A 12,762-nucleotide genomic window follows, 5' to 3' on the forward strand; every position below is an offset into this window, starting at 1 on the left:
CCCGGAGCGCGTCTGCCTGGTGGCTCGTTGGTGCGGGGTGCCGGTCGTCTGTGGTTGCTCGCGCAGTTCCCCGCGCCCCTTGGGGGTTTTCCCCAAGGGGCGTTCAGGAAGCTCAGCCCGTCGCGTCCACCAGCGCCAGCTCGTGCAGGCGCTCCGGGGGGCCCGGGCGGGCGTAGTACCAGCCCTGGGCCGTGTCGCAGCCGAGTATGCGCAGCTGTTCGGCCTGGGCGCCGGTCTCGACGCCCTCCACCGTCACCGTGAGGTCCAGGCTGTGGGCGAGGGAAACGATCCCTTCGACGATCTTGAGGTCGACGGGGTCCGCCGGGAACTGCTGCATGCTCTGGGTGAAGGAGCGGTCCAGCTTCAGGACGCTCACCGGCAGCCGGCGCAGGTTGGCGAGGTTGGAGTAGCCGGTGCCGAAGTCGTCCAGGGCGATGTCGACGCCCATCTCGGCCAGCCGGCGCAGCGGCTTGAGCAGGTCGTCGTCGGCGCCGATCAGCGCCGACTCGGTGACCTCCAGGCACAGCGCGTCGGGGTCGACGCCCGTGCGCTCCAGGATGTCCACCGTGTCCTGCACCAGGCCGGGGTGGGTGAGCTGGCACGGGGAGAGGTTGACGTTGATGCGCAGCGGGCCCGCGTCCGAGTGCCGGTCGCGCCACTCCCGGGCCTGGCGCACCGACTGCTCCAGCACCCAGCGGCCGAGCGGAACGATCAGTCCCGTGTGCTCGGCGAGCGGGATGAACCGGTCGGGGCCGAGGACGCCGTGCTGCGGGTGCAGCCAGCGGACCAGGGCCTCGGCGCCGCGGACGCTGCCGTCGCCCAGGTGCACCAGCGGCTGGTACTCGATGAAGAACTCGCCCCGGTCCAGGGCGGTCGGCAGCGATGTCGTGAGCCCGTGCCGGGTGATGGCGCGGGCGTCGGCCTCGGGGTCGGCCAGCTCGTAGCGGTTGCCGCCCGCCGACTTGGCCCGGTACATCGTGATGTCGGCGCTGCGCAGCACCTCCGCCGGGCTGCGCTCGCCCGCCGGTCCCTCCACGATGCCGATGCTGCCGCGCACGGTCAGCTCCCGGCCGTCGACGCTGATCGGGGCGACCAGCGCGTTCATGATCCGGGCGGCCAGCTCGTCGACCTCCCGGGCGGTGTCCGGTCCCGTGGTCAGCGCCACGAACTCGTCGCCGCCGAGGCGGGCGACCATCTCGCCGGGCGCGGTCGCGCAGGCCTGGAGCCGGTCGGCGACCTCCACCAGCAGCCGGTCGCCGGCCGCGTGGCCGAGGCTGTCGTTGATGGTCTTGAAGCCGTCCAGGTCGAGGTAGCACAGCCCGAACCGCTGGCCCTCCCCCGCACCGAGGGCCTTCTCCAGGCGCTCGAAGAACAGCGTGCGGTTGGGCAGCCCGGTGAGCGCGTCGTGCGTGGCCTCGTAGCGCAGCCGGAGGTTGAGCAGCCGGCGCTCGGTGGTGTCCTCCATGAGGGCGAGCTGGTACTCGGGGTTGCCGTCGGCGTCCCGCAGCAGGGAGACGGTCAGATTGGTCCACAGGACCGTTCCGTCGGGGCGGTAGAACGCCTTCTCCACGTGGTAGTGCTCGCGCTCGCCGCGCACCAGCTCCTCGTAGAGCTTCCAGACCTGCGGCGCGTCCTCGGGATGCGTCCAGTCCATGACGTTGCGGGCCCGCACCATCTGCTCGGCGCCGCCGAACATACGCACCAGGGCGCCGTTGACCTGCAGTATGTTGCCGCCGAGGTCGGCGATGCCGATCCCTATGGCGGCGCCCTCGAACACCGCGCGGAAGCGGGCCTCACTGGCGTGCAGGGCCTGCGCCACCACGCCCTGCGCCTTCAGGGCGGCCACGGAGATCGCCTCCTGCTCGGCCAGCGTCCGCTCGCGCAGCGCCTGGGCGTACCCGGCGGCCATGGCGTGCTGGAGCCGCGCGGAGCGGGCCCGCAGGTCCTCCCGGGGGCCGTCGCCGCCGCAGTACAGCACCAGATAGGCCTCGACGCAGTCGAGACTGTGGCTGAGCGCCTCGGGGTCGGTGCAGTGCGCGCCCACCAGGGCGGCGCCCACCGCCCGGCCCTCCTCGGCGTCGAAGGTCCTGGCCCGGAGCGCCACGCTCAACCGGCGGGCGAGCGGCAGCAGTTGCTTCTCGAACTCCGGGCGGGTCGACGACGTCGAGGTCACCGGGAACACCGCCCGGCTCCAGATGGTCGCGAACCGGCGCAGTCTGTCCTCCGGCCCGTCCGGCTCCGCGCTCACGCCGTACGCCCCACGCCCGCGAAACCGGAGAAGGCCCAGGGGTCCTCCTCCTCCGGTGCGGTGTCCGGCCGCCACCGCGGCATCGACACCAGTCCGGGTTCCACCATGTCGTACCCCTCGAAGAACCGCGCGATCTCCTCGCGCGAGCGCATGATCAGCGGGTTGCGAATGTCCTTGTATACGCCCACCGTGCCCTCGGCCCGCTCCGCGGGAAGCGGGATTCCCTCGTACGAGGCATGCGTGAGGATCAGCAGGCTGCCGGGCGCGAGCGCGTCGCGCAGCTCGGCCACCGCTGAGTACGGGTCGTCCGCGTCTTCCACGAAGTGCAGTATGGCAACGAGCAGCAGGGCCACCGGACGGTTCAGGTCGATCAGCCGCTCGACCTGAGGGCTGGCCAGAATCTCCCGCGGCTTGCGCAGATCGGCCGCGACGACGTCGGTGTGCTCGTCGCCGTCCAGGACCGCCTGGCTGTGCGCGACGGCCACCGGGTCGTGGTCGACGTAGACCACGTGCGCGCCGGGGCTGGCCGCCTGGGCCACCTCGTGGACGTTGCCGAAGGTCGGGATGCCCGAGCCGATGTCGAGGAACTGGGTGATCCCCTCGCCGGCCGCGTACCGCACGGCGCGGCGCATGAACGCCCGGTTCGCCTGCATGATCTTGGGAAGGCCCGGCATGAACCCCATGGCCTTGCGCGCGGCTTCCCGGTCGACCTCGAAGTTGTGCGAACCGCCCAGGTAGTAGTCGTAGATCCGCGAGACGCTCGGCACCGAGATGTCGATGCTCCGTGGTGCCCAGGCGGGACGCTCCATCTATCTCTCCAAGGCTCAGGCGATCCAGTGTTCGAGCTGAGGCTACTGATCGCCCGCCAAAGGAGCGAGCGGAAACGGAAATTGACCATCCGTTCCCGGTCACTGCCTGCGGCACGTGCCGAATTCGCCCGCACCACGACCCACGGGTCCACCCCCTCCGTGCGGTGCGGAGGGGGTGGACCCGTGGGCGCGCGCTGACCGTTCGTCCGGCTCTCTCGCCTGCGAAGTCCCGCCTGCTACTTCTTTTCCGGCGCGCCGACCGGTTTTCCGTCGGGGGCCACGGCGTACCAGGTGCCGCCGACACCCTGGCCGTTGGTGTCACCGGGAGCCTTGTCACCGGCGAAGGTGTAGATCGGCCAGCAGTCGACCGTCTGCTGCTTGGCGCCGTCGGGCCGGGTGAAGCTCATCAGGCCCTTCTTCTCCACGCCCTTGGTGTCGTTGTTCGCCACCGGCGCCACCACCGGCCACTTCTCCAGGCAGGCGCCGGTGCAGGCGGAGACCGGCTCGGGCCAGGCCTCGTCCTTCATGAAGCGGTAGACCGTCATGCCGTTCTTGTCGACGACGATCTCGCCGAGGTCGGGGTCCTCCCGGGTGGACAGGCCGGGCAGATCGGCCAGTTCGGCCTTCTTGCCGTCGGGGGCCAGCGCGTACCACGTGCCGCCCACGCCCTGCCCCTTGGTGTCGCCCGCGTTGACGTCCTTGGCATAGCGGTACGCCGGCCAGCCGCCGATCGTCAGCTGCTTGGTGCCGTCGGGCCGGGTGACCTCGCCGAGCTGGGACTTGTCGACACCGGCGCCGGCGTCGGCGTCGTCCGCGGGAACCGGAGGCCAGGTCGTGGCGCAGTCGCCCTCGCAGTTCGTCTTGGGCGGTTCCGCGGTGTCCTTGTCGAAGCGGTAGAGGGTGAGCCCGGCGCTGTCGGTCAGCACCTGGCCCAGCTCCTCGTCGGTGGAGACGGACAGCTCACCGGCGGGGGTCGTCTGGGTCGCGGCACCTTGCGCACCGGCCCCGGCGGTGCCGGACCCGGCGGCGTCACCCAGGCCCGTCCCCGCGGTTCCGTAGTCTCCGGCCGCCGCTGTCGCACCGACGTTCTGGCTGCTCGCCGGCGGGGTGGTCTCCTGACCGCACGCCGTCGTCAGCGCCAGCGTTGCCACGGCGCTCACCACGAGCGAAGCGCTCCGCCACGAGGTCTTCATCGTCAACTCCCCATATATGTACGGGTGTTGCAGCGCCCTGCTGCGCCGCCGCACGACACTGGGTACGCACGGGGACCCCCGCCGTGTTCAACCGGGGCGCGATTTTCTTTCCGGAACCTGTGACACCGGCCGCCCTCGCACGGGTGATCGGGTCGGCGGACGGGCGAGCGGGCCGTCGATCAAACGGCCCGCCGCTCCCGTCCTCCCTTCGGGGCATTCCCCTGCGAAGAAAGGTTTCTGCGCGGCGGCCGGGCCGCAAGATCCTTTGTCGTGCATGCACCCGAAACGACCCAATCCGCCCTCGCCGCCCGGATATTGGCCCTGCTGGCGCTGAGCTGGCTGCTCGTGGGGGCGCCGGCCGGTCCCGCGGCGGCCGACGCCTGCGCGTACGCCTCGACCGGACCGGGCGGCACCGAGGCGGTGGCGGTCGCCGGGAGTGCGACCCGGCTCACTGCCCCGGCGTGCGCCCCACCGCCACAGCCTCCCCCTCCTCCGCCGACGCCCTGCCCGACCCCCACGCCCACACCCACGCCGACCCCCACCCCGGACCCCCCGCCGAAGCCGCCCGAGCCGACCCCCGCACCCACCCCACCACCGGCGCCGAAGCCCTCACCACCCCCGGCCCCGGCACCCGCGGCCGCCCTCCCGGAACCACCCCCACCCCCGCCCACCAGCCCCACCCCGCAGCCCGAGCCGAAGCCGACTCCGACGCCGTCGGCCACGCCCGCCCCGGGTCCCTCCGCGGCCCCGGTGCACTACCCGCGCCACCGCCCCACCGCCGAGCGGCCGCCCACCCGCAGCGCCACCGCCCCGCTCACCTTCGTCCTGCTCATCGCCGCGCCCGCGATCGTCGCCGTCGCCGCGCTGCGCCCGCGCTGATCCTGGAGGCACTCCTTGCCGGAATGGCTTGTTCTCACCCTCGCGATGCTGGCCGCCTGCGTCGTGGTGGTCGTCATCACCTTCGTCCGCCATCGCACGGCGGCGGAGGACGAGGACCCCTCCGAGACGCCGGACGTCATCGAGTACATGACGATGTGGATCGGCGTGGTGTACGCCATCGTCCTGGGCCTGGCCATCGCCGGGGTGTGGGAGGGGCGCAGCGCGGCGCAGGACCACGTCCAGGCGGAGGCGGTCGCCCTGCACGAGATCTCCGAGCGGGTCCGGGTGTACCCACCGGAGGTGCGTGACCGTATTCGGGAGGATGTCAACGCCTATGTCGGACACGTCGTCACCTCCGAGTGGCAGGCGATGGCCGACCGCGGCGAGGTCACCGAGCACGGCACCCAGCTCCTCCAGCGGGTCCGCGAGGACGTCACCGACTACGAGCCGCGCACCGACTTCGAGGCCCAGGCCTACCAGCCGATCGTGGACCAGGTCGCCGCCGCGGACCAGGCACGCAACGCCCGCGCCAACTCGACCGGGGAGACCATGCCGGGGGTGGTGTGGTTCGGGCTGATCGCCGGGGCCGTCGTCACCATCGGGATGATCCTCGCCCTGCAGATCCGGCGGACACCGCGCGAGCTGATCCTCGCCGTGCTGTTCTCCGCGCTGATCGCCTTCCTGCTCTTCCTCATCTGGGACTTCGACGCGCCCTACAGCCGTGGCGTCACGGCATCCGCGGAGCCGTTCCTGAACCTGTTCCCCGACGCCAAGGGCTGAGGGGAGCCCACCCGGGGGACGAAGGCGCCACGCCGCCGCCGTCCCCCGGCCGCAGGAACGGCGGTCCCCCGAACGGCCCACACGCTTGCCCCATTCGTACGACTGCGTTCGCGCGGGTGTGCGCACCTTCCTAGCGTTTCGATCATCGAGGTGCATTTCTGGCGCAAGCGGAAAAGGTCCGCAGCTGCTCCTCGGGGACCCGGAGGAACCACCATGCGCGCGATACGCGTCGCTTCGGCCGCGCTGCTGGGCGTCACCGCCCTGACCGTCACCGCGCCGGCCGCCCTGGCCAAGGGCGAGGAGAACATCACGCCGTTCGGCTTCAGCGTCCTGCCCGCCACGATCGCCGCGGGCGGGCAGGTCGCGCTCAGGCTCGAACGGGACGGCGGCTGCAGAGGACCGGCGACGGTCACCTCGGCGGTCTTCGACACGGTCACCATCCGCCCGCACCAGTCCCAGGCGACAGCGGTCGTGGACTGGGACGCCAGACCGGGCGCGATGTACAAGGTCACGTTCTCCTGCGACAACATCAGCGGCTCGACGGATCTGACCATCACCGGCGGCCGCACGCCCACCCACCGTCCCTCGCCCCAGGCGCACCCGCACCCGCACAAGGGCGTCCACGCGGGCGGGGGCGGCAGCCTCGCCGGGTTCGACCTCCAGGAGATCGGGCTCGGTGCCGCGCTCATCGCGGGCTCCATCGGGGCGGCGTACCACCTTTCCCGCAAGCGCACCTCGGAGGACGGCGGCTGACGCCGGCACCGCGCGCACAGGCCTTCGCCCCGGTTCCCCCCGCGAGGGGGGCCGGGGCGAAGGCCTTCAGTGACGTGCGATCCCCGAGCGGCTGCGGATCAGATCCGCTTCTCGGACCTGCGGCGCATCCAGAACAGTCCGCCACCGACCACGGCGGCGGCGACCAGACCGCCGCCGATGGCGATGTCGGTCGGCGTGGCCCCGGACGAGGAGCTGCCGCCGATACCGCCGCGCACGCCGCCGATGACGGTGAACGCGGCCGGACGGGTCAGTGTCCTGCCGGAGCAGGTGACGGTGATGTCGTACGTGCCCGGGCTCGCGTTGCTGTTGATCGTCGCGGTGCCCTTCGAGGTCTCGTTGGCGCCGTGGATGGGCGACAGCCGGGTCGAGGGGAAGGCGTTGGAGGTCGCGGTGCCGCCGTCCCGGCAGCCGTCGACGGTGATGGTCATCTGGCCCCCGCGGGCGATGACACTGGGCAGGGCGACGATGTTGCTCGGCTGGTCCCAGGCGACGGCCGCGGGGGCGGCGAGCCCGAGGGCGGCGACCGCCGCCGCTGACACCGCCAGGGCACGAGAGTTGCGCATCTGATCCTCCGCGGAAGACGCCCCGGGAACCGTCCCCGGTCGATCGGCGAGAAAGCGCCTCCCAGATAGACCCTCAGACGCCGATCAGGAGGCCGCATTTCGAGAATGGTCCGTCCTGGTGAGAGGACACGCCGAGAGAAAACCGCACAATCGGATATTGTCGCAGGTCACGGCCCGTCAGAAAATTCCTTTCGACGGCAACTCGGATGGCGCACCACCGGATGCCGAAAGGAGTCGGGGCCACCCGTTCGCAGCCGCACCCGTCGCCGGTTTCCCGCTTCGGACTTAGCGTTCTCGTATGCGCGAATGACGGGGCGACGGCCGCGTCGAGAGGGGTAGCGAATGTCTGGGTCCGAGCTGGCCGAAGAGGAGGAGCAGCGGAAGAAGCGTGCTCCTTGGGGCGTGATAGCGCTTGTTCTGCTGACCGGCCTCGCGCTCATTCGGAATGGTTCGGGGGAATTCGACGTCGGCCCTCCGCAGCCCGCGTCGGCCGCCGCCGCCGACAGCCGGGTGCAGGGCGCCACCACCTTCGCGGGCACCCCCGCGCCGCTGCCGTACGCCGTGCCCGACCGGGTCCGGATCCCCGCGATCCAGGTCGACGCGCCGATGCTGGCCGTGGGTCTGGACGCCGAGGGCTGGGTGGACGCCCCGCCGCCGGAGGACCCGAACCTGGCGGGCTGGTTCACCGGCGCCGTCTCGCCCGGCGAGAAGGGCACCGCGGTCGTCGTGGGCCATGTCGACAACAGCCAGGGGCCCGCCGTCTTCTACGGGCTCGGCGCCCTGAAGAAGGGAAATCGCGTCGAGGTGGCGCGCAAGGACGGAAAGACGGCCGTGTTCGAGATCTACGGCATCGAGGTCTTCGAGAAGAACAACTTCCCCGGCGACCGGGTCTACGGCTCCAAGGGCGCCGCGGAATTGCGGGTCATCACCTGCGGCGGCGGTTTCTCCAAGCAGAACGGCTACGACGGCAATGTGGTGGCCTTCGCCCGCCTGGTCGAGGTCCGCTGAGCGTTCCCCGGCCGGGCGGGCGGGAGCCCGTCAGGCGTACTGCCGCCGGGGGACGGTGACGTGATAGCCGGCGTCCAGCAGTTCGGGCAGATAGTCCCGCAGGGCGTGGACGCTCTGGGAGCGGTCGCCCCCGGCGTCGTGCGAGAGCACCACGACGCCGGGGGCGGCGCCGTTCTCCACCCGGCCGACGATGGTCCGGGTGCCGGGGGTGGTCCAGTCGAGGGTGTCGACCGTCCAGGCCAGCGGCTCCATGCCCAGTTCGGCGCCGAGCTGGAAGGCGGCGCGGTTCCAGGCGCCGTAGGGGGCGCGGAACCACTGGGGGCGTTCGCCCCAGGCCTCCTCGACGATGTCGCAGGTACGTTCCATCTGGGAGCGAATCTGGCCGCGGGTCAGCCGGGTCAGCAGCGGGTGGGACCAGGTGTGGTTGCCCACGACATGGCCCTCCTCGGCCATCCGGGCCAGCAGATCGGGGCGGGCGGCGGCCATTTCTCCGCACACGAAGAACATCGCCCGCACCTGGTACTCCGCGAGGGTGTCCAGGATGGCGGGGGTGTAGCGCGGGTCGGGGCCGTCGTCGAAGGTCAGCACCATGGTCCGGCCGCGGCCGGAGACCCGCAGCAGCGGGGTGCGGCGGACCAGGGTGCGGCGGGGCGCCGCCCGGGGCGGGCCGTAGCCGGTCAGGGGCTGGAGTCGGTAGGAGGAGGGCTTGAGGGCGCTGCGCGCCTGGGGGCCCGCGGCCGGGGCGGCGGGCCTGACCGGTTCGGTGTCCCCGCCCAGGGCGAACAGCCCGGCGGTGCCGGCCGCCCCGACGGCGGTGACGCCGGCGAGCAGGGCCCGGCGGCGGGTGAGCAGCCGGGTGAGCAACGGATCCTTCTGCATGACTCATCAGTCGCCCGGCCGGGCACCGGCGCACCACGACGACACCTCAGCGGCGGCACGATTCCACCCGCCCGGCCCATGACGGGCCGTCAGCGGCGGCGCGTCCGGGGGAACCGGGGGGACGGGAAGCCCTCCTCCCGGATCATCAGGCCGCCTCGATGCACGGCCGCTGCCGTGCCGGTGCGCTGCTGCTGCCGTGCCGATGCCGGACGCGGACCTGTGCGGACAGGTCCGCGTCCGGCTCGACGCGCCCGGCCTGGTCCCCTCCGGCGAGGCCGAACGCCGTCGGCGCGCGGCACCGCGGTGCTCGCGGGGCGCGGGCCGTCGTTCGGGTGCCCGTTTCCGCGGAGTTTGCGCAGGGGCGTACGCGGTGGCGTACGCGGTGGTGCGGGGCGGCGCTGAACGGGACGCGGGCGGCGGGGACTTTGCCGAGGGGACTGATGCCGGGCGGCCCCCGCAGAGACGGCGGCGGCGTTCTCGCCGGTCGAGCCGCCCCTCGGGGGCCCGGCCCGCGGGCTCCGATAGCCTCGGCGCGTGACGGAACAGCACGCGCACCGGTTCGAGCGGGGCACGGACGGGCCCAAGGTCATTGTGGTCGGGGTGGACGGCTCCGACTCCTCCCTGCGGGCGGCGGCGTACGCCGGTGGTCTCGCCCGGCGTCAGCACGCTCTGCTCGCCGTGGTGTACGTCCAGCCGGTGATGGCGGCGGGGGCGGCCCTCGGGGCGCCGGTCGCCGAGGTGACCGACGAGATCGCCGAGGATCTGGTGGCGCAGATCCGGGACGCGACGGAGCGCACGAGGGGGATATTCGATGTGCGCTGGGAGTTCCACACCTTCCGCGGCGACCCCTACAACGGCCTGGTGAAGGCGGCCGACGACCTCAAGGCGGACGCCGTGGTGGTGGGCGCCTCGGAGCAGGCGGGGCACCGGATCGTCGGGTCGGTCGCGATCCGGCTGGTGAAGGCGGGGCGGTGGCCGGTGACGGTGGTGCCCTGACCGGCCCGGCCGGGGGGATCGCGGGGCGTCAGAGGGAGCGCAGGAACTCCAGCACCAGGCGGTTGAAGGCGTCCGGCTGCTCCATGGAGAGGTAGTGGCCGACGCCTTCGACCGTCTCCGCCCGCCCGTTCGGGACCTCGCGGACGAGGCGTTCGGCGGCGTCGATCAGGTCGGCCGGTTCGAGGGTGCCGTTGAGCGCGAGCACGGGTACGTCGATCGTGGCCAGCCGGGACCAGGAGTCGGTCACCGGCACGTGCCAGTCCTTCTCGCCCGGCGTGTGCTTCGTGATCGTGTGCAGGGCCATCTCCCTGAGCCGGCGCAGGATCTCCGGGTCGATGTCCGCGGCGCTGCGGTGTTCGCCGGGCACGACCCGCAGGAAGGCCGTGAGCCAGCCCTCGATGTCGCCGGCGCCCAGGGTGCGCGCGAACTCGGCCTGGATCTCGCGGGTCCACGGGTCCGTGTACTGGTGATCGCCGGTCGCGGCACCGCACGTGACCACGGCGCGGACCAGTTCGGGGTGCTCCAGCACCGTGTCCGTGGCGATCACCCCGCCCATCGACACGCCGACCAGGGCCGCGGGCCCCGCGCCGAGGTGGCGCAGCAGTGCGGCGAGGTCGTCGGCCCAGCGGAACGGCGCGTTCGCGTTGGCCGAGAAGCCGTGGCCGCGTACGTCCGGCGCGATCACGCGGTACTCGGCGGCGAGCGCCGGTATCTGGTCCGCCCAGAAGCGGTGGTCGACGAACCCGCAGTGCAGGAGGACCACCGGGTCCCCCGAGCCGGTGTCCAGGTAGGCGAGGTCACCGTCGGCGGACGGGAAGAAGCGAAGCTCCGAGGCAGCAGTCATGACAACCAAGGTGTCATCCTCTGGATAGTTTGACAACCTGGTTGTCATGATGGGGCGGTGCATGATGTCCGGGTGAACGACAACGACGCCCCGCTTCCCCCCGACGCACTCGGCCACCACGTCTCCGAGGTGTTCGACCTGATCGGCGCGGTCTACCGCCGCGGGTTGCGGAAGGTCGAGCAGGGGGAACAGGTCGAGGGGGTCTCCGTCGGTGTGCGCTCCGTCCTCGGGCTGCTGCGCCGGAACGGGGCCATGACGGTGCCCCAGATGGGCCGGCTGATGGCGCTGTCCCGGCAGTTCGTGCAGCGGATGGTCAACGACGCGGTGGCCGAGAGCTGGGCGGAGGTCACGCCCAACCCGGCGCACCAGCGTTCCTCGCTGATCCGGATCACGGCCGCGGGCGAGGCGGTGATCGACGCGATCCTCGCCCGCGAGCACGCCCTGAACCGGCAGGTCGGCGGCGATCTGACCGACGCCGAACTGCGGGCGTGCAAGCGGGTGCTGAAGGAGATGCTCAAGACCTTCGACCACGTCGACATGGACTGAGCGCCGCCCCCAGCGCAGGGGGCGACCCCGAGGGCATGGGACCTACTCCCCCATCACCAGCCCGTCCTCGGCCGCGCCCCGGCTGAACACCACGTCCCGGATCCGGTCGCGCACCCCCGTGACGTCGGCGCCCTGTCCGAGCGCCTGGTTGAGGTTGACCACCCGGCCGGCGTCGACGTCGAACAGCTGGGGCACGAATTCGGCCTTGGCCACCTCCCAGCGCCCGCCGGGGCGCTTCGGCGGGGCGAAGGTGAAGCGGCCGAGCGTGGACTGGTTGCCGCGCGGGTCGGGGCTGCCCGCGTGGTTGAACATCTGGCCGGCGATCTGGTCGCCCATGCCGTAGATCACCCAGGTCCCGTTCACCTTCTCGTAGGCCTGCGGGACGTGCGCGTGGGTGCCGAGGATGAGGTCGACGGCGGGGCCGTCGCCGGTGCGGGCCGCGGTGAGCGAGCGGGCCAGGGTCAGCTGCTGCCGGTCGGGCTCGTCCTGCCATTCGGTGCCCCAGTGCAGCGATACGACGACCACGTCGGCGCCCGCCCGGCGGGCGGCCCGGGCGTCGGCGAGGATCCGGCCCTCGTCGATCAGATTGACCGCCCAGGGCTGTCCGGGCGGGAGCGGATAGCCGTTGGTGCCGTAGGTGTAGGCGAGGTGCGCCACCTGCGCCCGCCCGGCACGCAGCACGTTGACCGTGCGCGCCTCGGCCTCCGCGCGGGCGGATCCGGCATGCCGTACGCCGGCCCGGTCGAGGGCGTCCAGGGTGCGGCGGATGCCGTCGGCGCCGTCGTCGAGGCTGTGGTTGGAGGCGGTCGAGCAGCCGTCGTAGCCGGTGGCGGCGAGGCCCGCGGCGACTTCCGGCGGGGACTTGAAGGCGGGGTAGCCGGTGTAGTTCCCGTTCTCACCGTAGACCGTCTCCATATGGCACAGGGCCAGGTCGGCGCGGGTGACCAGGGGCTTCACCCCGGCGAACATGGGGCGGAAGTCGTAGCCCCGGCCGCCCGCGTCGAAGCGGGCGCGGTCGATGATCGAACTGTGCGGCAGGACGTCACCGGAGGCGACGAGCGTGAAGCCACCGGAGCCGGTGACGGAGGGGGCGGGACGCCCGGGGGCCTCGTGGCGGTCGGCCTGGCAGGCCGCGCCCGCGGCCAGGACCGCGGTGAGGGCCAGGGCCACCTGTCTACTGCGTGCGATCATCTCTCACCCCGATGTAGTCGTATTTACACATCAATAGGTAAGAATCAGCGCA

13 protein-coding genes are annotated in these 12,762 nt (G+C 72.2%); 6 read left to right on the plus strand and 7 right to left on the minus strand.

Annotated features, from left to right (window positions below; all coding sequences use genetic code 11):
* Positions 1-112: 112 nt before the first annotated feature.
* The 3 genes from ACWD1Z_RS22445 to ACWD1Z_RS22455 form a co-directional block, all read right to left on the minus strand.
* Positions 113-2,248, minus strand: coding sequence for a putative bifunctional diguanylate cyclase/phosphodiesterase (locus ACWD1Z_RS22445; RefSeq protein ID WP_451121137.1), 2,136 nt, complete (start codon positions 2,246-2,248; stop codon positions 113-115).
* Positions 2,245-3,057, minus strand: coding sequence for an SAM-dependent methyltransferase (locus ACWD1Z_RS22450; protein WP_451121139.1), 813 nt, complete (start codon positions 3,055-3,057; stop codon positions 2,245-2,247). Before ACWD1Z_RS22450 ends, ACWD1Z_RS22445 begins: the two co-directional genes overlap by 4 nt.
* Before the next feature lie 236 nt (positions 3,058-3,293).
* Entirely contained in the window at positions 3,294-4,250 is a 957-nt protein-coding gene (locus ACWD1Z_RS22455; RefSeq protein ID WP_451121141.1) for an SCO0930 family lipoprotein, read from the minus strand.
* Positions 4,251-4,520: 270 nt separating this feature from the next.
* Here ACWD1Z_RS22455 and ACWD1Z_RS22460 point away from each other — a divergent pair, with 270 nt between their 5' ends.
* From ACWD1Z_RS22460 to ACWD1Z_RS22470, 3 genes are all read left to right on the plus strand, one after another.
* The gene (locus ACWD1Z_RS22460; protein WP_451121143.1) at positions 4,521-5,129 is read left to right on the plus strand and encodes a hypothetical protein; all 609 of its coding nucleotides are present in this window, start codon (positions 4,521-4,523) and stop codon (positions 5,127-5,129) included.
* 15 nt (positions 5,130-5,144) lie between these two features.
* Entirely contained in the window at positions 5,145-5,909 is a 765-nt protein-coding gene (locus tag ACWD1Z_RS22465; RefSeq protein WP_451121145.1) for a bestrophin-like domain, read from the plus strand.
* A gap of 213 nt (positions 5,910-6,122) precedes the next feature.
* Positions 6,123-6,662 carry a hypothetical protein gene (locus tag ACWD1Z_RS22470; protein ID WP_451121147.1) on the plus strand — a complete coding sequence of 180 codons (540 nt, stop codon included), beginning with the start codon at positions 6,123-6,125 and terminating at the stop codon, positions 6,660-6,662.
* A gap of 98 nt (positions 6,663-6,760) precedes the next feature.
* On the opposite strand, the gene ACWD1Z_RS22475 is transcribed toward ACWD1Z_RS22470, so the two are convergent.
* Complete coding sequence (locus ACWD1Z_RS22475; protein WP_451121149.1) at positions 6,761-7,246, minus strand: hypothetical protein; 486 nt, start codon at positions 7,244-7,246, stop codon at positions 6,761-6,763.
* 342 nt (positions 7,247-7,588) lie between these two features.
* Here ACWD1Z_RS22475 and ACWD1Z_RS22480 point away from each other — a divergent pair, with 342 nt between their 5' ends.
* A complete protein-coding gene (locus ACWD1Z_RS22480) occupies positions 7,589-8,254 on the plus strand; it encodes a class F sortase (RefSeq protein WP_451121151.1) in 666 nt (221 codons plus the stop codon).
* 30 nt (positions 8,255-8,284) lie between these two features.
* On the opposite strand, the gene ACWD1Z_RS22485 is transcribed toward ACWD1Z_RS22480, so the two are convergent.
* On the minus strand, positions 8,285-9,133 hold the full coding sequence (locus ACWD1Z_RS22485; protein ID WP_451121153.1) for a polysaccharide deacetylase family protein: 849 nt from the start codon (positions 9,131-9,133) through the stop codon (positions 8,285-8,287).
* A gap of 534 nt (positions 9,134-9,667) precedes the next feature.
* On the opposite strand from ACWD1Z_RS22485, the gene ACWD1Z_RS22490 reads away from it, so the two are divergent.
* Entirely contained in the window at positions 9,668-10,129 is a 462-nt protein-coding gene (locus ACWD1Z_RS22490; RefSeq protein WP_451121155.1) for a universal stress protein, read from the plus strand.
* Positions 10,130-10,157: 28 nt separating this feature from the next.
* Here ACWD1Z_RS22490 and ACWD1Z_RS22495 read toward each other — a convergent pair whose 3' ends face one another.
* Positions 10,158-10,973 (minus strand): alpha/beta fold hydrolase, encoded by an 816-nt coding sequence (locus ACWD1Z_RS22495; RefSeq protein ID WP_451121157.1) that lies wholly within the window; start codon positions 10,971-10,973, stop codon positions 10,158-10,160.
* Positions 10,974-11,045: 72 nt separating this feature from the next.
* Here ACWD1Z_RS22495 and ACWD1Z_RS22500 point away from each other — a divergent pair, with 72 nt between their 5' ends.
* Complete coding sequence (locus tag ACWD1Z_RS22500; protein ID WP_451121159.1) at positions 11,046-11,519, plus strand: MarR family winged helix-turn-helix transcriptional regulator; 474 nt, start codon at positions 11,046-11,048, stop codon at positions 11,517-11,519.
* Positions 11,520-11,561: 42 nt separating this feature from the next.
* Here the strand turns inward: ACWD1Z_RS22500 and ACWD1Z_RS22505 are convergent, their stop codons facing one another.
* Positions 11,562-12,710, minus strand: a complete 1,149-nt coding sequence (locus ACWD1Z_RS22505) for a CapA family protein (RefSeq protein ID WP_451121161.1) — start codon at positions 12,708-12,710, stop codon at positions 11,562-11,564.
* Positions 12,711-12,762 lie beyond the last annotated feature (52 nt).

Source organism: Streptomyces sp. NPDC002784 (assembly GCF_053592135.1).